Source organism: Pantoea sp. V106_11, from assembly GCF_029967885.1.
Taxonomy (GTDB): Bacteria; Pseudomonadota; Gammaproteobacteria; order Enterobacterales; family Enterobacteriaceae; genus Pantoea; species Pantoea ananatis.
Map to the genome: position 1 here is coordinate 292693 of NZ_JASCAK010000031.1, position 21844 is coordinate 314536.

The following is a 21844-nucleotide window of genomic DNA, read 5'->3' on the forward strand; positions in this document are numbered from 1 at the left end:
CTTGCCGGGAGTAGGGCTGAGAAAGCGGGAGAGGCTGAGAGAGACGAAAGCAGGCGTTCAGAAAAGCGACGTGCCAGCGCAGGGCTGGCACGTCGTGTTGGCCAGGCGACCTGACGCAAAGCAGCAGGTCGCTCAGCAGCAAGTGGATTATGCGGGTTTCAGCAGTGCTTCTGCATGGCTGACGATGTTTTCCACCGTAAAGCCAAATTCAGCAAACAGCTTCTCGGCCGGCGCCGACTCGCCGAAGGTCGTCATGCCCACAATGGCACCGTCCAGGCCAACATATTTATACCAGTAGTCGGCGATGCCTGCTTCTACCGCCACGCGCGCTTTAACCGCAGAAGGCAGCACCGACTCACGGTAAGCGGCATCCTGTGCGTCAAACAGGTCAGTGGAGGGCAGTGAAACCACGCGCACCTTGTGACCGCCAGTTGTCAGCTTCGTCGCGGCACCCAAGGTTATTTCTACCTCGGAGCCGGTCGCAATCAGGATGATGTCTGGCGTGCCGTCGCACTCCTTCAGCACATAACCGCCGCGCTTGATGTTAGCCACCTGCTCTGCGGTACGCTCAGGCTGAGCCAGGTTCTGACGCGACAGGATCAGCGCTGTCGGGCCATGGTGGCGCTCAATCGCTGCCTGCCAGGCGATTGCCGTCTCCACCTGGTCACAGGGGCGCCATACGCTCATGTTTGGCGTCACGCGCAGGCTGGCAATTTGCTCAACCGGCTGGTGGGTTGGGCCGTCCTCGCCCAGGCCAATGGAGTCATGGGTATACACCATGATCTGCCGGGCCTTCATGAGTGCCGCCATGCGCGCCGCGTTACGGGCGTACTCAACGAACATCAGGAAGGTGGCGGTATAGGGCACAAAGCCGCCGTGGTGGGCAATGCCGTTACCGATCGCCGTCATGCCAAATTCACGCACGCCGTAATGGATGTAGTTTCCGGCCGGATCGTCTTTGATGGATTTTGAGCCAGACCAGATGGTGAGGTTGCTCGGTGCCAGGTCGGCAGAACCGCCCAGAAACTCTGGCAGCAGTTTGCCATAGGCTTCCAGGGCATTCTGCGAGGCCTTGCGGCTGGCAATTTTTTGCGGATTGGCCTGCAGCTCGGCAATAAACTTCGCGGTTTCCGCTTCCCAGTTTGCCGGCATGCCGCCGTTCATGCGGCGCTCGTACTCGGCCGCCAGCTCTGGATAAGCCTGCTTATAGGCCGCCAGTTTGTTGTTCCAGGCTTTTTCGCGCTCAGCGCCGGCCTGTTTGGCATCCCACTGCTGGTAAATCTCTTTGGGGATCTCAAACGCCGGATAGTTCCAGCCCAGTTGCTTACGGGTCAGCGCCACTTCTTCTTCGCCTAACGCCGCGCCGTGGGCTTCTTCTTTACCGGCTTTATTCGGTGAGCCGAAGCCAATGACCGTACGGCAGATGATCAGTGACGGCTTGTCGGTGACGCTCTGCGCTTCCTGAATCGCGGCTTTAACCGCATCGGCGTCATGACCGTCGATTTCACCCACAACGTGCCAGTTATAGGCTTCAAAGCGTTTGTGCGTATCGTCGGTAAACCAGCCTTCGGTTTCACCATCAATAGAAATACCGTTGTGATCGTAGAAGCCAATCAGTTTGCCCAGGCCCAGCGTACCGGCCAGCGAGCAGACTTCATGAGAAATGCCTTCCATCAGACAACCGTCGCCCATGAAAACATAGGTGAAGTGATCGACGATATCGTGATCGGGACGGTTAAACTGGGCCGCCAGCGTGCGCTCAGCAATCGCCAGACCAACGGCGTTCGCCAGGCCCTGGCCCAGCGGACCCGTGGTCGTTTCCACGCCTGGCGTATAGCCAATTTCCGGGTGGCCCGGCGTTTTAGAGTGGAGCTGGCGGAAGTTTTTCAGTTCTTCAATCGGCAGATCGTATCCGGTCAGGTGCAACAGGCTGTACAGCAGCATGGAGCCGTGGCCATTTGAAAGGATAAAGCGATCACGATCCAGCCAGGCGGGGTTGGTTGGGTTGTGCTGGAGGAAATCGCGCCACAGAACTTCGGCGATATCAGCCATGCCCATTGGCGCACCAGGATGACCTGATTTTGCTTTTTGTACCGCATCCATACTTAATGCGCGAATCGCATTAGCCAACTCTCTGCGTGAGGACATAAAGGGTCTCCCTTGTTAAGCATCAGGGCGGGAGTGCTCCCGCCCGGTAAAAGAGGGGGAAAACTACAGGCGCGCTGCCAGCACATCTTCCAGTTTTTGCTGGTCAACGGCGAACTGACGAATACCGTCTGCCAGTTTCTCTACCGCCATCGGGTCCTGATTATGTTCCCAACGGAATTCGGCTTCGGACAGCGGGGAAGGCTGGTGGAAACATTCGGTTGAGGGTTCGAGCTTGCGCTCTACGGGCTCCTCACTGTTTTGCAACTCTTCCAGCAGGTTAGGCGAAAGCGTCAGGCGGTCACAACCGGCCAGGGCAAGCACCTGCTCAACTTTACGGAAGCTGGCACCCATTATGATGGTGTCATAGCGGTGCTTCTTGTAGTAATCGTAAATGCGGCGTACGGATTTCACGCCGGGATCTTCATCCACGTGATACGGGTCCATCGGTTTGCGGGTGTTGTACCAGTCGTAAATACGGCCCACAAAAGGTGAAATCAGGTAAACACCGGCTTCGGCACAGGCACGGGCCTGCGCGAAGGAGAACAGCAAGGTCAGGTTGCACTGGATACCATTTTTTTCCAGTTCTTCAGCCGCCTTAATGCCTTCCCAGGTGGAAGCCAGTTTGATCAGGATGCGTGAGCGGTCAATGCCGTGTTCTTCATACATGCGAACCAGCTTTTCCGCTTTCGTGACGCACATGCCACGATCGAAGGAGAGGCGCGCATCCACTTCGGTCGAAACACGGCCCGGTATGCTTTTCAGGATTTCCATACCGAGATTGATTGCCACTTTGTCGCTGGCGTTGATGATCTGCGTCTCTTTGCTGCCGCCCTGCTTTTTCGCATAGTCGATGGCGTCATCAATCAGGTGTTTGTAAGGCTGGAGAGCAGATGCTTTCAGAATAAGCGAGGGGTTGGTGGTCGCATCTTGTGGGTGATAATTTCGAATCGATTCGATATCGCCACTGTCAGCCACCACGGTAGTGAACTGTTTAAGGGCTTCAAGCTGGTTCATTTCTACACTCCTTGAAAAAAACGTTGTAACGAAAGGGAACACCTCTGGCCTCGTGCCCTAATCAGTGCAGACATTACCGGTCGCAGTAACGCCGACTCACCACCTTGCAACAGACTGGGTGCAGTGAAAATGCGTTTTCTCTGAATGTTGTGCGATGAGGGTAGCGCGCAATCATCCGAGATGACATTTCAGCGGATAACGACTGCCCGGTTATTAAGAATAGCAGCCATGACAAATGACGCAGACCAGACTGTAACAATCTGTGCCTTAAGAAATGAGGTTCTTTGAAGCGCCTCACCGCTTTGCGGTTGTCTGCTTTCTATACTGGGCGTTCACTTACCTGGCGAAGAAGGATGTCAAATGGATGACCAACTGAAGCAAAGTGCGCTCGATTTTCACCAGTATCCCACTCCCGGCAAGATTCAGGTCTCGCCCACTAAACCGCTGGCCACTCAGCGCGATCTGGCCCTGGCCTATTCACCCGGCGTCGCCGCACCCTGCTTAGAAATTGCCGCCGATCCCCTGGCCGCCCATAAATACACCGCACGCGGTAATCTGGTGGCGGTCATTTCTAACGGCACGGCGGTGCTGGGCCTGGGCAACATTGGTGCGCTGGCCGGTAAGCCGGTGATGGAAGGCAAGGGCGTTTTATTCAAGAAGTTTGCCGGTATTGACGTCTTTGATATTGAGGTCGATGAGCACGATCCCGATAAGCTGATTGAGATCGTCGCGGCGCTGGAACCCACCTTCGGCGGCATCAACCTGGAAGATATCAAAGCGCCAGAGTGTTTCTACATTGAGCAGCAGCTACGGCAACGCATGAAAATCCCGGTGTTCCACGACGATCAGCACGGCACGGCGATTATTTGCACGGCGGCGGTGTTAAACGGATTGCGTATTATCAAGAAGGCGATTTCCGACGTGCGGCTGGTGGTCTCCGGCGCGGGCGCCTCGGCGATTGCCTGCATGAATCTGCTGGTCGCGTTGGGTTTGCAGAAGCACAATATTCAGGTGTGCGATTCAAAAGGGCTGATCTACCGTGGGCGCGAGCCCAATATGGCGGAGACCAAGGCCGACTATGCGGTTGAGGATCAGGGAAAACGTACGCTGGCCGAGGTTATTGAAGGCGCCGACATTTTTCTGGGCTGCTCTGGCCCGGACGTCCTGACGCCTGACATGGTCAAAACCATGGCCAGCGATCCACTGATTCTGGCGCTGGCGAATCCGCAGCCAGAAATTCTGCCGCCGCTCGCTAAGGCCGTGCGGCCCGACGCCATTATCTGCACCGGCCGTTCTGACTATCCTAATCAGGTGAATAACGTCCTGTGCTTTCCGTTTATCTTTCGGGGAGCGCTGGATGTTGGCGCAACGGCCATCAATGAAGAGATGAAGCTGGCAGCGGTGCACGCGATAGCCGAGCTGGCGCAGGCGGAGCAGAGCGATGTGGTGGCTTCGGCCTATAGCGATCAGGACCTGAGTTTTGGCCCGGAATATCTGATCCCCAAACCCTTCGATCCCCGGTTAATTGTGCAGATCGCCCCGGCGGTGGCGAAAGCGGCGATGGATTCCGGTGTGGCGACCCGGCCCATTAGCGACTTCGACGCCTATCGCGAACAGCTCACGGAATTCGTCTATAAAACCAATCTGTTTATGAAACCGATTTTCTCTCAGGCGCGCAAAGCGCCGAAGCGCGTGGTGCTGGCAGAGGGGGAAGAGGTTCGGGTGCTGCATGCGACGCAGGAATTAGTGTCGTTGGGGCTGGCAAAACCTGTTCTGATAGGCCGCCCGAACGTTATCGCGATGCGCCTTGAAAAGCAGGGGCTGAAGATTGAAGCCGGAAAGGATTTCGAAATCGTCAACAACGAATCCGATCCCCGTTTTAAAGCATACTGGAACGAGTATTACCAGATGATGAAGCGGCGCGGCGTAACGCCCGAGCAGGCACAGCGCGCGGTGATCGGTAATCCGACGCTCATTGGGGCCATCATGGTTTATCGCGGTGAAGCGGATGCGCTCATCTGCGGCACCATCGGGGATTACAACGAGCACTACGAGATTGTGGAGAAAGTGCTGGGCCTGCGTTCCGATGTGAAAGTGGCAGGGGCCATGAATGCCTTGCTGCTGCCGCATGGCAACACCTTTATTGCGGATACCTACGTAAATGAAGATCCCACACCCGAGCAGTTAGCGGACATCACGTTAATGGCGGCCGAAACTGTGCGGCGATTTGGTATTGAACCGCGGGTTGCCCTGCTGTCGCACTCCAGCTTTGGCACCTCAAATTCTCCTGGCGCTCGAAAAATGCGTGACGTACTGGCGCTGGTGCAGCAGCGCGCACCTGAGCTGGAAATTGACGGCGAGATGCACGGCGATGCGGCACTGGTAGAGAGCATTCGTCGGGAGATCATGCCCGACAGCCCGCTGAAAGGCAGCGCCAACCTGTTGATTATGCCCAACGTGGAGGCGGCACGAATCAGCTACAACCTGCTGCGCGTCTCGCACGCTGACGGCGTGACGGTGGGGCCGGTGCTGATGGGGATGACCAAACCGGTGCACGTACTCACCCGCATCGCCTCCGTGCGGCGCATCGTTAATATGGTGGCGCTGGCGGTGGTAGAAGCACAAACCCAGCCGCTGTAACACAACGGGGCCGGATGCAGCCCCAATTTTCACCTTCGCGCATGAAAGCGCTGTTAACTTTGTCTTCCTGCCCGTTACGCGGGGCAGGAAGACGAACGTCACTCGGGCAGGTTAAGCCAGTTCTTCACCGGCAGAAAATCGCGGTAGAGCGCGGCCTCTGGCGAATCCGGCTCAGGATGATAATCATATTCCCAGCGTACCAGAGGCGGCAGAGACATCAGAATCGATTCCGTTCTGCCTCCGGTTTGCAGGCCAAACAGCGTGCCGCGATCCCACACCAGATTAAATTCCACGTAGCGACCACGACGATAGAGCTGAAACTGACGTTCACGCTCGCCAAACGGCAACGACTTGCGGCGCGCCACGATGGGCTGATAGGCGTCCAGGAATCCCCGGCCCACCGCCTGAATCAGCGCGAAGCTTTTTTCAAAGCCAGGCAGATGAACATCATCGAAGAATAGCCCACCAATCCCGCGCTGCTCGTCACGGTGTTTTAGGTAGAAATAGTCGTCGCACCACTTTTTAAAGCGCGGGTACACGTCCTCGCCAAAAGGCTGGCATAGATCAAAAGCCGTCTGATGCCAGTGCAGCGCATCCTCTTCGAAACCGTAAAACGGTGTCATATCGAAGCCGCCACCAAACCACCAGATAGGCTCGGCACCCGGTTTTTCGGCAATAAAGAAACGGACGTTGGCATGGCTGGTCGGCACATAGGGATTGTGCGGATGAATCACCAGCGACACGCCCATGGCTTCAAAACTGCACCCGGCCAGTTCAGGCCGATGCGCGGTAGCGGACGCGGGCATCTGATCGCCATGAACGTGCGAAAAGTTGACGCCGGCCTGTTCAAAGACGGCGCCATCACGCAGCACGCGGCTTCGTCCGCCGCCGCCGCCGGGGCGCTGCCAGCTGTCTTCAATAAAATGGGCACCGCCGTCTTCGGCGGTCAGCTTGCGACAAATCTCATCCTGCAAATCCAACAGGAACGTTTTTACACGGGAGATATCTGGCATGTGATGAGCTTCTCTTGGTAAAAATTGGACGTGATTATAGCTGATTCATTATGACATTCGGCGATCGTACTCATCAAAGTAGTTGATTATTCCCGTGGCGATAGCCGACGCGATTTTTTGACGAAACGCGCTGGTGCCCAATAGCTGCTCTTCCCGTGGGTTGGTGATAAACGAGGTTTCCACCAGTACCGAGGGAATCGACGGGGATTTTAATACGGCAAAAGCGGCCTGTTCGGTGTGCTGACTGTGAAGGTGGTGCACCGGCCGGATCTGATCCAGCACATGTTTACCCAGCGTCAGGCTGTTCTTAATGGTATCCGTTTGCACCAGGTCAAAGAGGATCTGCTGCAGATAGTGATCCTGCGCTTCCACCTTTGCGCCACCGACCTTGTCGGCATCGTTCTCTCTGTTCGACAGATAGCGCGCCATGCTACTGCTGGCACCGCGGTTGGACAGGGCGAAGACTGAGGCGCCGTTGGCATCGGGGCTGGTGTAGCCATCGGCATGGATGGACATAAACAGATTCGCGCCATGCTGATGGGCAATTTCCACGCGCTGATAAAGCGGAATAAAGTGATCGCTGTCGCGCGTCAGCCGCACTTCAATGCGGGGATGGGACTGCAGCTCACGGCGCACGTTATTGGCAATTTCCAGGACGATATGTTTCTCTTCCGCGCCTTCTTCGCCCACCGCACCCGAATCAATCCCGCCGTGCCCCGGATCGATCATCACAATGCGTTTACCGTTACTGGCGGGTGGCTTGGGTGAGGAGTGACGGGAAGAGAGCGAAGCCTGCTGTTCTTTCGCCTGTACGGCGCGCGGGGACAAAACAGCCAGCGCCAGTCCTGACAGCAGAAGCTGGCGGCGGTGAATCAAACGTTTAAGCAAATGCATGTGCAGGTCCATAAGCAACAATCATGCAAAGTGTTATAGCGTAACGTTAGCGCCAGGGCGATCTTTCAAGCATTTCAGGTTATTACTTTGTATTTCAGCCCACTAACAGCCAAATCCCTTTTTTTTAACGTTGCCGCCAGTGGGGAGGGTTGCGCCCGACGAAGAAAGCGTGATAATCAGCAAATTGTGGTAAATAGCAGGAAAAGAAGATGGAAATCCGCACCTTCCGCCAGGAAGACTTTGAAGAAGTAATCACGCTCTGGGAACGCTGTGATTTGTTACGCCCGTGGAACGATCCGGAACTGGATATCGAACGTAAAATGCATCACGACGCCGATCTTTTTCTGGTGGCTGAAGTGGGCGGTGAAGTTGTCGGAACGGTCATGGGCGGCTACGACGGGCATCGCGGGGCGGCCTACTATCTGGCCGTGCATCCTGATTATCAGGGGCGTGGTTTTGCCAATGCCTTGATGAACCGGCTTGAAAAAAAACTCATTGCGCGCGGCTGCCCAAAAATCCATTTGATGGTACGTGAAGAAAACGATCAGGTCGTCGCCTTCTATGAAAAACTCGACTATGAAACGGTCGATGTGGTGTTGCTGGGTAAACGTTTAATCGAAGATCGTGAATATTAATTCCGTCTGGCCGCCTGAAGAGTACGACGATAAAGGTCAGCTGCGTCTGCCGTTTCTTTTTTGGCTGATTCTGCTGCTGCAGTCGCGTACCTGGCTGTTGCTGATCATGGCTGGCGCCTCACGCCAGCAGGGAAACGATCTTCTGGCGCTCTTTTATCCCGATCGCCAGGCCTTCTGGGTAGGGCTGGCGCTTGGCTTACCGGCGCTGGCGGGCCTGCTGCTGACCGGCTATCGTTCGCGTTTGCCCCGAGTGTGGCGCAGCTGGCGTCAGGTGTTGATGCTTTCCGTAGCAATTAACCTGATTTGGCAAGGCGTACAGCTGTATCTGGCGGACTTCCTCAGTTCACCGCTTCCCCTGTTACTGACGCTATTCGATCTGCTCGCGCTGCTCTGGTTATTCAGCAGCGTTCGGCTTCGCGCCTGCTTTTTACCCCAACCGCATGCTGAATAAACTTTTTGCCGCTTTGCGACTCCAATCAGTTCTGCCTTAATGTTCTTTTATTAACAGGAGTTTTCATGAAAGCTGTTCGTTACACGTTACTGACTGTGGCCATGCTGGTCAGTGGGTGTGCCAGTTCCTCCGGTACTGATGCTAACAGCAGCCAGCAGGTAAGCTGGTGGAATCCACTGAGCTATCACTGGTCTGCCGCGCTGCCGTGGAACTGGTTTGGTTCCTCGCTTACGGCCACAGAGCAGGGCGTGGGCGGCATCAATGGCTCAACGACCATGACCGAAGCCGCCATAAAAGAGGGGTTGAAAGGCAAGTACGATCTGCGTCAGGGCATGCGCGGCCATAACGGCCAGGTGGTGTCGTTCTGGCAGGCTATGGATGACGGCAAAGTGATGCTGGTGATTTATGGTCAGACGCAGGTCGATCGCGTTGAGGTGCTGGACAGCCGTATCGCCAGCGCCGATGGCAGCAAAATCGGTGACGCGTTCAGCGCCAAATTCGACAAAGCCTTCAACAACTGCGTGCTGGCGAGCGGACTGGACAACCGTGACGTGGAGTGCCGCGCGCCCAACAGTCAGCATCTTCGCTATGTCTACAGCGGAACCTGGCACGGGCCAGAAGGGTTGATGCCGTCGGATGACACACTCAAGAGCTGGACGCTCAGCAAAATTGTCTGGCAGCGCTAAGTCTTTTTTCACACTGCTCAACCGCAGGGCATAACCGGCCCTGCGCGTCCAATTCTGTTTTTCGTCTGTCTTTTCCCGCCGCCTTATGCCTTTTTCGACTTTGAAATCAGCAAACGATATATAAAACCGTTACGGGTTTACGCTGAGTTATAAATAAACTGCTGTATCTGCAGATGAGATCTGCATCAAATTTCCTCAGGGTGAACCATGACCTTACCAGCGATGAAAAAAATCGTGAGCGGACTCGCACTGTCGCTGAGTCTGGCCGGTGCCGCAAACGCGACCGAGCTGTTGAACAGCTCTTACGATGTCGCACGTGAATTATTTGTCGCCCTGAATGCGCCTTTTGTCAGCCAGTGGGATGCCAGCCATCCTGACGACAAGCTGACCATTAAGATGTCCCATGCCGGGTCATCCAAACAGGCGCTGGCGATCCTGCAAGGCCTGCGTGCCGATGTGGTGACCTATAACCAGGTCACCGATGTGCAGGTGCTGCACGATAAAGGCAAACTGATCCCTGCCGACTGGCAAACCCGCCTGCCGAATAACAGTTCGCCGTTTTACTCCACCATGGCGTTTCTGGTGCGCAAGGGAAACCCAAAGCAGATTCACGACTGGTCCGATTTAACCCGTGACGATGTGAAGCTGATTTTTCCTAATCCCAAAACCTCCGGCAACGGACGCTATACCTATCTTGCTGCCTGGGGCGCCGCCAGCAACGCTGACGGGGGCGATCAGGCTAAAACCCGCGCTTTTATGACAAAATTTCTGAAAAATGTTGAAGTCTTCGATACCGGTGGCCGAGGTGCTACGACCACCTTTGCTGAACGCGGTCTGGGTGATGTGTTGATCAGTTTTGAGTCTGAAGTGAATAACATCCGCAACCAGTACGACAAAGACGACTACGAAGTCGTGGTGCCTAAAACCGATATTCTCGCGGAGTTTCCCGTTGCCTGGGTGGATAAAAACGTTGAGCAGAATAAAACAGCCGATGCAGCGAAAGCCTATCTGACCTGGCTGTATTCTCCTGCGGCGCAGAAAATTATTACGGATTTCTATTACCGCGTGAACAATCCGCAGTTAATGGCGCAGCAAAAAGCCCGTTTTCCTGCCACAAACCTGTTTCGTGTTGAAGACATTTTTGGCGGCTGGGATAACGTGATGAAAACCCATTTCGCCAGCGGTGGCGAGCTAGACCAGTTATTAGCGGCGGGGCGGTGATCATGTTTGCAGCCAGCCAAAAACGCGTCCTGCCCGGTTTCGGTCTCAGCCTGGGCACCAGCCTGCTCTTTACCTGTCTGGTGCTGCTGCTGCCAATCAGCGCACTGATTATGCAGCTGTCGCAGATGACGTTGCAGCAATACTGGGACGTGGTCACCAATCCGCAGCTCATCGCAGCCTATAAGGTCACGCTGCTGTCGGCCGGTGTGGCCTCACTGTTTAATGCCGTATTCGGCATGTTAATGGCGTGGATCTTAACGCGTTACCGTTTTCCGGGCCGCACGCTGCTCGATGGTCTGATGGATCTGCCGTTTGCGCTGCCGACCGCGGTTGCTGGCCTGACGCTGGCCGGTCTGTTTTCCGTGAACGGCTGGTACGGACAGTGGTTCGCGCATTTTGATATCAAGATCTCCTATACCTGGATCGGTATCGCGCTCGCGATGGCCTTCACCAGTATTCCGTTTGTGGTGCGCACCGTGCAGCCGGTGTTGGAAGAGCTGGGGCCTGAGTATGAGGAAGCGGCTCAAACGCTGGGCGCCACGCCCTGGCAGAGCTTCCGCCGGGTCGTTCTGCCTGAAGTGGCACCGGCCTTACTCGCGGGCACCGCGCTGTCGTTTACCCGCAGCCTGGGCGAGTTTGGTGCGGTAATCTTTATTGCCGGCAACATTGCCTGGAAAACCGAAGTGACCTCGCTGATGATCTTCGTGCGCCTGCAGGAGTTTGACTATCCGGCAGCCAGCGCCATTGCCTCGGTCATTCTGGCGGCATCGCTGCTGTTACTTTTCGCTATCAACACCTTACAAAGCCGCTTTGGTCGTCGTCTGGGAGGCCATTAATGGCAGAGATTTCGCAACTCAATCATGCCGACCGCCAGCCTGTTAACTGGGCCAAGTGGCTGCTTATTGGTATCGGTGCGCTGATATCCTTGCTGCTGCTGGTCGTGCCGATGGTGTCCATCTTCTGGGAGGCCCTGCATAAAGGACTGGGCGTCACCTTAAGCAATCTGACCGACAGCGACATGCTCCATGCCATATGGCTTACGGTGCTGGTCGCATTGATTACCGTGCCGGTGAATTTAGTGTTCGGCACGCTGCTGGCCTGGCTGGTGACACGCTTTACCTTTCCGGGACGTCAGCTGCTTTTGACGCTGTTCGATATTCCCTTTGCGGTATCGCCTGTGGTCGCCGGTCTGATGTATCTCCTGTTCTGGGGCATTAACGGCCCGGCGGGTGGCTGGCTGGATGCCCATAATATTCAGGTGATGTTCTCCTGGCCTGGCATGGTGCTGGTCACCGTCTTCGTTACCTGTCCGTTTGTGGTGCGCGAACTGGTGCCGGTGATGCTGAGCCAGGGCAGTCATGAAGATGAAGCCGCGGTGCTGTTAGGTGCCTCGGGCTGGCAGATGTTCCGTCGCGTGACGCTGCCGAATATTCGCTGGGCCATGCTGTATGGCGTCGTGCTGACCAACGCCCGCGCGATTGGTGAGTTTGGCGCGGTTTCCGTGGTTTCGGGTTCTATTCGCGGTGAAACCTACACCTTACCGCTTCAGGTTGAATTACTGCATCAGGATTACAACACGGTGGGCGCCTTTACTGCCGCAGCCTTACTGACCGTGATGGCAATCGTGACGCTGTTTCTGAAAAGCATTGTGCAATGGCGTTTAGAGCAACAGCACAAACGCCTGCAACTGGAGGACAATCATGAGCATTGAGATTAACCAGATCAACAAATCCTTTGGTCGCACAGCGGTGCTGAACGATATCTCACTGGATATTCCGTCTGGCCAGATGGTGGCCTTACTGGGGCCGTCCGGTTCCGGTAAAACCACGCTGCTGCGCATCATTGCTGGACTGGAACATCAGAACAGCGGTCAGATTCGTTTTCACGACCACGATGTCAGCCGCCTGCACGCCCGCGATCGCCAGGTCGGATTTGTCTTCCAGCACTATGCGCTGTTCCGTCATATGACGGTCTTCGACAATATTGCCTTTGGCCTGACCGTGCTGCCGCGCCGTGAGCGTCCGTCCAGTGCGGAAATTAAAAAACGCGTCACGCGCCTGCTGGAGATGGTGCAGCTTTCCCATCTGGCGAACCGTTTCCCGGCCCAGCTTTCGGGAGGGCAGAAGCAGCGCGTCGCGCTGGCAAGAGCCCTGGCCGTGGAACCGCAAATCCTGTTGCTGGATGAGCCCTTTGGTGCGCTGGACGCTCAGGTGCGTAAAGAGCTGCGCCGTTGGTTACGTCAGCTGCACGAAGAATTGAAGTTCACCAGCGTGTTCGTCACCCACGATCAGGAAGAGGCGATGGAAGTGGCCGATCGCGTGGTGGTGATGAGCCAGGGCAGCATCGAACAGGTGGGGACGCCGGATGAAGTCTGGCGCGATCCCGCCACGCGCTTCGTGCTGGAATTCCTGGGTGAGGTTAACCGCTTCGACGGTGAAGTGCATGGTTCTCAGTTCCATGTCGGGGCGCACCACTGGCCGTTAGGCTATACCTCTGCACATCAGGGCGCGGTCGATCTGTTCCTGCGCCCGTGGGAAATCGACGTTTCGCGCAGAAGTAGCCTGGAAACGCCGCTGCCCGTTCAGGTCTTAGAAGTGAGTCCTCGTGGTCACTTCTGGCAGCTGGTGGTGCAGCCAACGGGATGGCAGAGCGAGCCCTTCTCGCTGGTCTTTGACGGTGAACAGACCGCGCCGTTGCGCGGCGAGCGCCTGTTCGTGGGGCTGCAGCAGGCCAGACTGTACCAGGGCGCGACACCGTTACGGGCGGTTGCCTTTGCACACAGCGCCTGATATTTTCTTTTTTCACGCAGGGCGGGACAGTGTCCCGCCTTTTTAATGACCTGAATACCGCGATAACCCGGGCTGTGGCCTGGATCAGGGCGGAGAGGGTTTTGCCAGGAAATGCATCGTGACCACTCTGGAAGACACCATCGGCAATACGCCGCTCATCAGATTACAGCGCCTGGCGCCTGACAACGGCAGTGAAGTCTGGCTTAAGCTGGAAGGCAATAACCCTGCCGGTTCAGTGAAAGATCGGGCCGCCTGGTCGATGATCCACCAGGCCGAGTTGCGCGGCGACATTACGCCGGGCGACCAGTTGATCGAAGCCACCAGTGGCAATACCGGCATTGCGCTGGCGATGATTGCCGCGATGAAGGGTTATCGGCTGCGGCTGCTGATGCCCGACAACATGAGTCAGGAGCGGCAGGATGCGATGCGCGCCTACGGCGCAGAACTGGTGCTGATTAGCCGCGAGCAGGGGATGGAAGGCGCACGCGATCGGGCTCAGGAGATGGCGGCACGGGGCGAAGGAAGGGTACTGGACCAGTTCAATAACCCGGATAACCCGCTCGGCCATTACCAAACCACCGGGCCTGAGCTGTGGCAGCAGTCGAAACAGCGAATGACCCACTTTGTTTCCAGCATGGGTACCACGGGAACCATTACTGGCGTAGGCCGGTTTTTAAAGGATCACCAGACCGGCGTTAAAGTGATTGGCCTGCAGCCTACCGAAGGCAGCAGCATTCCCGGCATCCGCCGCTGGCCCCAGGCTTACATGCCGGGCATTTATCGCCCTGAGTTGGTGGATGACATCATTGATATGGGACAGCAGGAAGCCGAAGAAACCATGCGCGCGTTAGCGCGACGTGAAGGCATCTTCTGCGGCGTCAGTTCCGGCGGTTCGGTTGCTGGCGCACTGCGCATCGCCCGGGCGAATCCGGGGAGTGTGGTGGTGGCTATCGTCTGCGACCGGGGCGATCGCTATCTCTCAACCGGAATTTATCAGTAGCGTCCTCCTCAATACCGATGCGTTAAAAAAGGCGTGTGTTGCCCACCAGGGCGCATAAGCCTTTTTTATTTACCGGAGTTGGCACTATGCTTAGTCGCATCTGTAAGGATCGCGTAAAACCGGCTGCGCATTACGCTGGCTCGGTTCAAAATAGCGCCAGTTACGCATGAGAGATAACAATGAAAATCTTGCTGGTAGATGACGACGTAGAGTTAGGCACCATGTTAAGCCAATACCTGATAACAGAAGGTTTTGACGCTCAGCTGGTGTTAACCGGCAGTGCCGGGGTTCAGGGAGCGCTGTCGGGGGAGTTTAGCGCCATGATACTGGACATTATGTTGCCCGATATGAGTGGCACCGACGTGCTGCGCCAGGTACGTCAGCAAAGCCGCCTGCCGGTAATTATGCTGACCGCCAAAGGCGATAATATTGATCGGGTCATCGGGCTGGAAATGGGCGCGGATGACTATATGCCCAAACCCTGTTATCCCCGTGAACTGGTTGCGCGTTTGCGCGCGGTCCTGCGCCGGGTTGAGGAGCTTGCACCGCAGCAGGACAAAAAAGAGATACTGCAGTGGGGCGAGCTCACCCTTAATTCTGCCAGGCGGATTACGGAGTGGAAGGGCAAAACGTTTGACCTGACCGCCTCAGAATTTAACCTGCTCGATTTGCTGCTGCGTTCACCCGACCGGGTAGTGACGAAAGACGAACTGTCAGAAAAAGGTCTGGGCCGACCGCGCGAAGCTTACGATCGCAGCGTGGATGTTCACATCAGTAATATTCGTCAGAAGCTCAGTGCGCTCACGGCGGAGAGCATTACGATTGAAACCGTTCGCAGCATTGGCTATCGCATTCGATGAGTCACAGCTATCGCGGACGCATGTTCTGGAAAATCCTGCTGGGCTTTTGGCTGGTATTTTTCATCATCAGCCAGCTTATCTGGCTGGGGTTTTCACTTTCCGGAACCCGCCACCATCCGCCTGAACTCCAGGTAACACAGCGTCTGGCGGATGTGTTAATGGCATCAGCCACGTCCGTGCTGGAACGTGAAGGGCCAGCCGCACTCAAGGTGATGACAGCAGAGTGGACGCCTGAGGAACGCCAGTTCCTCAGCATAAGTCCTGTTGATGACCTTCAGCCCGCCGTCAGCGCGCCGCCGCCGGTTTCCGATACCACTGATAAATCGTTTTTCCCCAATCGGTTGGTGCGTCAGGTAAAGGGTGCAGACGGCAACGATTATGAACTGATGTACGACCTCAGAGGAATGCGTGAGCTGAGTCGGGAAGGGCGACCACACAACTTTCTGAACATACCTGAACCCATGTTTATTTTTGCTGGCTCGGTAGGGCTGCTGTTCAGTTTGCTATTGGCCTGGAACCTGACCCGGCCAATGCGACAGCTACGCGAAGGGTTTTCGCGCGTGGCTAATGGGGATTTACGCGTCCGGCTTTATCCGGCACTGCGTAAACGCCACGATGAGCTGTCGAGCGTGGCTCAGGCATTCGATGCCATGGTAGAACGGCTGGATACGCTTGTGAAGGCGCGTGAGGCGCTGCTTCATGATATCTCTCACGAACTGCGCTCACCGCTTGCTCGCCTGCAGTTGGCCACCGGGCTGGCACGTCAAAGGCCAGAGAATGTCAGTACCTCACTGGATCGCATTGACGAAGAAGCGCAACGACTTGATAAGATGATCGGCGAGCTGTTGACTCTGGCGCGTGCAGAACACGAAAGCATGCCGGGAGAACACTATTTTGACCTTGCGGGATTGCTGGAGGCGGTGGTGACAGACTTACGTTATGAAGCGCAGATCCCCGGTGTGGATGTCGTGTATGACGTTGATGAGCGCGCCGATCATACGGTGCGTGGTAATGCGGAACTGTGCCGCCGTGGCATTGAAAACGTATTACGTAATGCCCTGCGCTTCTCGCTGCCGGGACAACGTATTCATGTGAGCCTGAAGGTGGAATCGCAGTGGCTGGCTATTCACGTACGTGACCAGGGGCCGGGTGTGGAAGAAACCAAACTTTCCAGTATCTTTGACCCGTTTGTACGCGTGAATTCTCCGCTGATGGGCAAAGGTTACGGGCTGGGGTTGGCTATCGTACGTAAAGTGGTGTTGGCGCATCATGGGGAAGTGCACGCCGTTAACCGACCGGAAGGCGGGCTGGAGCTCACGCTGCGTTTGCCGCGCTGGCAGCCGGATTAACGCGGAAAACGAACATAAAAAAACGGCACCCTCAGGTGCCGTTTTTCGTTTACTTCCTGATGCGAATCACAGGGGTTTCACCCACAATGACCTGACCAGAAAGCTTCGTCAGATCTTTGATTTCATCCATGTTGGAGATGACAACAGGCGTCAAGGTTGATTTCGCTTTCTCTTCCAGCAGCGCCAGATCGAACTCAATAACCACGTCGCCTTTTTTAACCTTCTGACCTTCTTCAGCGATACGTTTGAAGCCTTCGCCTTTCAGTTCAACGGTATCAATACCGAAGTGAACAAAAAGCTCAATGCCGTTATCTGATTCGATTGAAAAGGCGTGGTTGGTTTCGAAAATCTTGCCGATAGTCCCGTCAACCGGAGCAACCATTTTGTTGCCGCTTGGTTTGATCGCAATACCGTCACCCACGATTTTTTCTGCAAACACCACATCTGGTACGTCTTCAATGTTCACGATTTCGCCTGACAGAGGCGCTACGATATCAATTGTCCCAGCGCTATCTGTTTTTTCGCCAAAAAGTTTAGAAAACAAACCCATGATCTTCTCCTAAGCAGTAATTTGGGGCCAGCATCTCGTGGATCAGCAGAGCGTTTTTTCTTTAATGAACTTGTTAACCAGGTTCATTAAGTCTTCCGCCGTAGGTTGAGCCAGTGCCTGCTCTGCCAACGCCTTCGCATCTTCGAAATGTGTATTACGAATAATTTTCTTGATGCCAGGGATAGAAATGGCACTCATGCTGAATTCGTCCAGCCCCATTCCCAGTAACAGTAGTGTAGCACGTTCGTCACCTGCCAGCTCACCACACATGCCAGTCCATTTACCTTCAGCATGAGACGCATCAATAACTTGCTTGATGAGGTTCAGCACTGACGGTGTCATTGGGTTATACAGGTGCGAAATCAAATCATTACCACGATCTACTGCGAGAGTATACTGCGTCAAATCGTTTGTCCCAATGCTAAAGAAGTCGACTTCTTTAGCCAGGTGGCGGGCAATCACGGCTGAGGCAGGCGTTTCGACCATAATGCCGACTTCGATTGACTCATCAAACGCTTTGCCTTCTTCGCGTAACTGCGCTTTAAGCATGTCCAGCTCGGCTTTCAGACTGCGGACTTCTTCGACCGAAATAATCATCGGGAACATGATACGCAGCTTGCCGAACGAGGAGGCACGCAGAATGGCGCGCAGCTGAGCATGCAGGATCTCTTTACGATCCATCGCGATACGAATAGCACGCCAGCCGAGGAAGGGGTTCTCTTCTTTTGGCAGATTCATGTAAGGCAGGTCTTTATCACCGCCAATGTCCATGGTACGCACGATAACGGCCTGCGAGCCCATCGCTTCAGCAACGGCTTTGTACGCCTGGAACTGCTCTTCTTCGGTCGGCAGCGAATCGCGATCCATAAACAGGAACTCGGTGCGATACAAACCGACACCTTCAGCGCCGTTACGCTCTGCGCCGGCGATATCACGCACGGTGCCGATGTTGGCGCAGACTTCAACCTGATGACCATCCAGAGTTACCGCGGGCAGATCTTTCAGCTTAGCCAGTTCATGTTTTTCGGACAGGTACTGGTTCTGAACCGCTTTCAGCTCTTCCTGAACGGCGTCAGACGGATTGACGTGAATCGCATTGTTCACGCCATCCAGAATGATGAAGTCACCGTTCTTAATGGAGGTGGTCACGTTACCGGTGCCGACGATCGCAGGGATTTCTAACGAACGCGCCATGATGGACGTGTGCGACGTCCGACCGCCCAGGTCGGTAATAAAGCCCAGCACCTTTTTCAGGTTTAGCTGTGCGGTCTCTGACGGCGTTAAATCTTTCGCCACCAGAATAGATTCGTCCTGGATTGCGCTCAGATCGACAATGTGCAGACCTAAAATATTTTGCAGCAGGCGTTTACCGATGTCGCGCACGTCCGCCGCACGCTCTTTCAGGTATTCATCATCCAGCTCTTCCAGCGCTTTAGCCTGAGCGTCAATCACGGAGTTCACCGCGGCATCGGCAGTTGCGTGATCTTTTTTGATCAGGTCGGTGATTTCCTGCTCCAGCTCTTCATCTTCCAGCAACATGATGTGGCCTTCGAAGATCGCTGCTTTTTCTTCACCCAGGGATTCGCTGGCTTTGATGCGAATGGCTTCCAGCTGTTCAGCCGCTTTGCCGCGGCCCTGAAGAAAGCGCTGGATCTCCTGCTCAACCTGATCATCTGAAATCTTTTTACGGTTGATGACGATCTCGTCTTCTTTCAGCAGCAGAGCTTTGCCGAAAGCGATACCTGGTGATGCTAAAATGCCTGAAATCATAACCCTACCTTTTAATCACGATGGCTGACTGGACTCGTTGCATTGCCATAGTCGTGGGACACGTACTCTACGAAAGCAATAACGCGGACAGTTTGTCCGCGATCAAGATGTTGCACGCAATGGCGCAGAAGAGTCGTTTTAAAGCGGTGCAGAAAGGAGATTACTCCAGTTCCGCCATCAGCTTAACTAAATGCTCTACGGCTTTTTGCTCATCTTCACCTTCCGCAGAAAGGGTCACAACGGTGCCCTGGGTCAGACCCAGCGTCTGCAGCTTAAACAGGCTTTTAGCGCTGGCAGATTTACCATTGGAGGTGACAGTGATTTCTGACTGGAAGGCTTTAGCTTCTTTGACAAATTGCGCAGCAGGGCGAGTATGCAGTCCGTTTGGTGCGGTAATGGTAACTTCTTGCTGGAACATTCTATTTCCCCAACTTTTTCAGGATTAGTGTTATGGATCTAAAGTCTAGCCTGGAGCCCTAACTTTAGCCTGTGAAGGTGCGCGGGTATACATCTTACTGTCTAACAATGCGCTTGAATGAGTCTTTCATTCCCGCTGAGTGTCAAAAAGCGATTTGAGCACGTCACCGGTTAATTATGCCGTGATTTGCCCTTTCACTAAATCTGAATCTTGACTCAGCTTGATCCACTTCAAAGGAGGATTAATTTCAGGCTTCGAAATAATTGGCAGTCTAAATACCAGAGCCACGTGAGTGAAATCAATCTGCGACATGGTGAAAGTGAGATCTGCGCCACAAAAAAGCACCCATCCGGGTGCTTTTTAGGCATTCATCCGCACCCGTTTCGGGCTATTGCAGCTCTTTTTCGGTAAAGAGATCGGCAAACAGGGCGGTACTGAGATAGCGTTCGCCGGAAGAGGGGAGAATCACGACGATATTTTTATTGGCGTAAGCTTCATCTTCCTGCAGCTTCAGCGCGGCGGCAACGGCGGCGCCAGATGAAATACCGGCCAGGATGCCTTCTTCTTCCATCAGACGACGTGCAGTGGAGATAGCTTCTTCGTTGGTGATAGCCACTGCCAGGTCAATCAGCGACAGCTCCAGGTTGCCTGGAATAAAGCCAGCACCGATCCCCTGAATCTTGTGGGGGCCGGGTTTCAATTCTTCGCCCGCCATTGCCTGGGCAATGACCGGTGAGTCGGTTGGCTCAACCGCGACCGTGATCAATTCTTTTTTGCCTTTGGTGTTTTTTATGTAACGACTTACCCCGGTCAGGGTACCGCCGGTACCCACACCGGCGATGAACACGTCCACTTCGCCATCCGTATCTTCCCAGATTTCCGGGCCGGTGGTCTTTTCATGAATTTCCGGGTTAGCCGGGTTGCTGAACTGCTGCAGCAGCAGGAATTTGTCTGGATCGCTGGCAACAATCTCTTCAGCTCTTGAGATGGCACCTTTCATGCCTTTTGCGCCTTCGGTCAGCACCAGATTTGCGCCTAACGCTTTCAGCAGCTTGCGCCGCTCAACAGACATGGTATCCGGCATGGTGAGTGTCAGTTTATAGCCGCGTGCCGCCGCCACGTAGGCCAGCGCGATGCCGGTGTTGCCGCTCGTCGGCTCAACCAGTTCAATGCCAGGCTTAAGAATACCGCGTTTTTCCGCGTCCCAAATCATATTGGCACCGATACGGCATTTCACACTGAAGCTCGGGTTACGGGACTCCACCTTCGCCAGGATGCGGCCGTTACCGATGCGGTTCAGTCGAACCAGCGGCGTATGACCAATTGTTAAAGAGTTGTCTTCATAAATCTTGCTCATAGCCTGTCCTTAACTGTATGAATTATTGGGAACCCTCAGAGCATACCTGTTCTTCTTTCTGGCGGAAGGAAAGAAATCATATATCTATATGTCTCATGGCAATAAGACCTGCCAAAAATTGCATAAGGATAGTTGATGTTTTAGCTCAGGTGCCACGAGCAAGCTTCGCACGATAACGATCGACCCACATTGCCGTTGCGCCACAAACAGCTACCGGCATAATGGCCAGATTAACGACCGGAATCATCGTAAACAGGCTGACCAGTGCACCAAACTGCATGTTTGCCGTCTTGTGCTGACGCAGCGCCTGGCGCATCTGCTGAAAACCCACCTTGTGGTTATCGAAAGGATAGTCACAGTACTGAATCGATAACATCCACGCGCTGAACATAAACCATAAAACGGGCGCGACAGTCTGCCCAAAGCCCGGAATAAAGTAGAGCAGCAGTAAGCCCAGCGCGCGTGGCAGGTAGTAGCCCAGCTTCTGCAATTCGCGTTTCATAATGCGGGGAACATCTTTGAGCAGGCCTACCCAGCCGCTGTCAGGTAATGGTTTCCCGGTCAGGCGCGCTTCCAGTTGTTCGGCCAGTAGCCCACAAAAGGGGGCGGCAATCAGGTTGGCAAGGGTGGAAAAGAAGTAACTGAACACCAGTACCACGGAAATCACCGACAGCGGCCACAGCAAATAGCTCAGCCACTGTAGCCAGTCGGGAACGTGGGACATTAACTGCGGGATCCAGCTATCAAGCTGGTAAAAAAGCCACACGAAAGCCCCGCCCAGCAGAAGGATGTTGACCAGTAAAGGGATAATCACAAAGCGTCGAATACCGGGCAATCTGACCAGCTTCCAGCCCTCGCTGAAGTAATGCAAACCGTTAAAAGCGGAAACCGAATTGTTGACAACCATAAAGCCCGTTCTCCTGAAGATGGTAAGGCGCGTCTACTATAACCTGGCTTTTTCACCTCTCCAGGTGCCGTTTGGGTAAAAAAACAGCGAAAAAGCGTGGGTGGTCTATCTTATTTGTGAGAAAATACTGCACAGACTTGCA

General features: G+C 54.8%; 20 protein-coding genes. 11 read left to right on the plus strand and 9 right to left on the minus strand.

From position 1 onward, the window contains the following. Positions 1-147: 147 nt before the first annotated feature. Positions 148-2148, minus strand: coding sequence for a transketolase (gene tkt / locus QLG08_RS16675; protein WP_019106053.1), 2001 nt, complete (start codon positions 2146-2148; stop codon positions 148-150). Between the two features lie 63 nt (positions 2149-2211). Continuing rightward, positions 2212-3162, minus strand: coding sequence for a transaldolase (gene tal, locus QLG08_RS16680; RefSeq protein WP_014594257.1), 951 nt, complete (start codon positions 3160-3162; stop codon positions 2212-2214). A 360-nt stretch (positions 3163-3522) separates the two neighbouring features. Here tal and maeB point away from each other — a divergent pair, with 360 nt between their 5' ends. Beyond that, a complete protein-coding gene (maeB, locus tag QLG08_RS16685; RefSeq protein WP_013026654.1) occupies positions 3523-5802 on the plus strand; it encodes an NADP-dependent oxaloacetate-decarboxylating malate dehydrogenase in 2280 nt (759 codons plus the stop codon). 98 nt (positions 5803-5900) lie between these two features. On the opposite strand, the gene hemF is transcribed toward maeB, so the two are convergent. Next, complete coding sequence (gene hemF, locus QLG08_RS16690; protein ID WP_013026653.1) at positions 5901-6815, minus strand: oxygen-dependent coproporphyrinogen oxidase; 915 nt, start codon at positions 6813-6815, stop codon at positions 5901-5903. A gap of 48 nt (positions 6816-6863) precedes the next feature. Further along, positions 6864-7709 (minus strand): N-acetylmuramoyl-L-alanine amidase AmiA, encoded by an 846-nt coding sequence (gene amiA / locus QLG08_RS16695; RefSeq protein ID WP_029568366.1) that lies wholly within the window; start codon positions 7707-7709, stop codon positions 6864-6866. A 209-nt stretch (positions 7710-7918) separates the two neighbouring features. On the opposite strand from amiA, the gene QLG08_RS16700 reads away from it, so the two are divergent. From QLG08_RS16700 to QLG08_RS16745, 10 genes are all read left to right on the plus strand, one after another. After that, positions 7919-8344, plus strand: a complete 426-nt coding sequence (locus tag QLG08_RS16700) for a GNAT family acetyltransferase (RefSeq protein WP_006117810.1) — start codon at positions 7919-7921, stop codon at positions 8342-8344. Then, positions 8334-8795, plus strand: coding sequence for a DUF2919 family protein (locus QLG08_RS16705; RefSeq protein ID WP_109706557.1), 462 nt, complete (start codon positions 8334-8336; stop codon positions 8793-8795). The genes QLG08_RS16700 and QLG08_RS16705 overlap by 11 nt, the downstream gene beginning before the upstream one ends. A 65-nt stretch (positions 8796-8860) precedes the next feature. Continuing rightward, positions 8861-9481: an RpoE-regulated lipoprotein gene (locus tag QLG08_RS16710; protein ID WP_029570411.1), complete on the plus strand. Its 621-nt coding sequence runs from the start codon at positions 8861-8863 to the stop codon at positions 9479-9481. A 207-nt stretch (positions 9482-9688) separates the two neighbouring features. Continuing rightward, the gene (locus QLG08_RS16715; RefSeq protein ID WP_210449668.1) at positions 9689-10702 is read left to right on the plus strand and encodes a sulfate ABC transporter substrate-binding protein; all 1014 of its coding nucleotides are present in this window, start codon (positions 9689-9691) and stop codon (positions 10700-10702) included. Positions 10703-10704: 2 nt separating this feature from the next. Then, a complete protein-coding gene (gene cysT / locus QLG08_RS16720) occupies positions 10705-11538 on the plus strand; it encodes a sulfate/thiosulfate ABC transporter permease CysT (protein WP_014594252.1) in 834 nt (277 codons plus the stop codon). Beyond that, positions 11538-12413 carry a sulfate/thiosulfate ABC transporter permease CysW gene (gene cysW, locus QLG08_RS16725; protein ID WP_013026647.1) on the plus strand — a complete coding sequence of 292 codons (876 nt, stop codon included), beginning with the start codon at positions 11538-11540 and terminating at the stop codon, positions 12411-12413. The genes cysT and cysW overlap by 1 nt, the downstream gene beginning before the upstream one ends. After that, complete coding sequence (gene cysA / locus QLG08_RS16730) at positions 12403-13491, plus strand: sulfate/thiosulfate ABC transporter ATP-binding protein CysA (RefSeq protein WP_013026646.1); 1089 nt, start codon at positions 12403-12405, stop codon at positions 13489-13491. Before cysW ends, cysA begins: the two co-directional genes overlap by 11 nt. 118 nt (positions 13492-13609) lie before the next feature. Beyond that, positions 13610-14491 carry a cysteine synthase CysM gene (gene cysM / locus QLG08_RS16735; protein ID WP_028725107.1) on the plus strand — a complete coding sequence of 294 codons (882 nt, stop codon included), beginning with the start codon at positions 13610-13612 and terminating at the stop codon, positions 14489-14491. A 179-nt stretch (positions 14492-14670) separates the two neighbouring features. Continuing rightward, entirely contained in the window at positions 14671-15351 is a 681-nt protein-coding gene (locus QLG08_RS16740) for a response regulator transcription factor (protein WP_013026644.1), read from the plus strand. Continuing rightward, positions 15348-16700 carry an ATP-binding protein gene (locus QLG08_RS16745; protein ID WP_013026643.1) on the plus strand — a complete coding sequence of 451 codons (1353 nt, stop codon included), beginning with the start codon at positions 15348-15350 and terminating at the stop codon, positions 16698-16700. Before QLG08_RS16740 ends, QLG08_RS16745 begins: the two co-directional genes overlap by 4 nt. 49 nt (positions 16701-16749) lie before the next feature. Here the strand turns inward: QLG08_RS16745 and crr are convergent, their stop codons facing one another. From crr to cysZ, 5 genes are all read right to left on the minus strand, one after another. Then, positions 16750-17250, minus strand: coding sequence for a PTS glucose transporter subunit IIA (crr, locus tag QLG08_RS16750; protein ID WP_013026642.1), 501 nt, complete (start codon positions 17248-17250; stop codon positions 16750-16752). A 42-nt stretch (positions 17251-17292) separates the two neighbouring features. Then, the gene (gene ptsI / locus QLG08_RS16755; protein ID WP_013026641.1) at positions 17293-19020 is read right to left on the minus strand and encodes a phosphoenolpyruvate-protein phosphotransferase PtsI; all 1728 of its coding nucleotides are present in this window, start codon (positions 19018-19020) and stop codon (positions 17293-17295) included. 160 nt (positions 19021-19180) lie between these two features. Continuing rightward, positions 19181-19438, minus strand: coding sequence for a phosphocarrier protein Hpr (gene ptsH, locus QLG08_RS16760; protein WP_003848868.1), 258 nt, complete (start codon positions 19436-19438; stop codon positions 19181-19183). Between the two features lie 388 nt (positions 19439-19826). Then, positions 19827-20795: a cysteine synthase A gene (cysK, locus tag QLG08_RS16765; protein WP_013026640.1), complete on the minus strand. Its 969-nt coding sequence runs from the start codon at positions 20793-20795 to the stop codon at positions 19827-19829. A gap of 145 nt (positions 20796-20940) precedes the next feature. Then, entirely contained in the window at positions 20941-21702 is a 762-nt protein-coding gene (gene cysZ, locus QLG08_RS16770) for a sulfate transporter CysZ (protein WP_013026639.1), read from the minus strand. Positions 21703-21844: the final 142 nt, after the last annotated feature.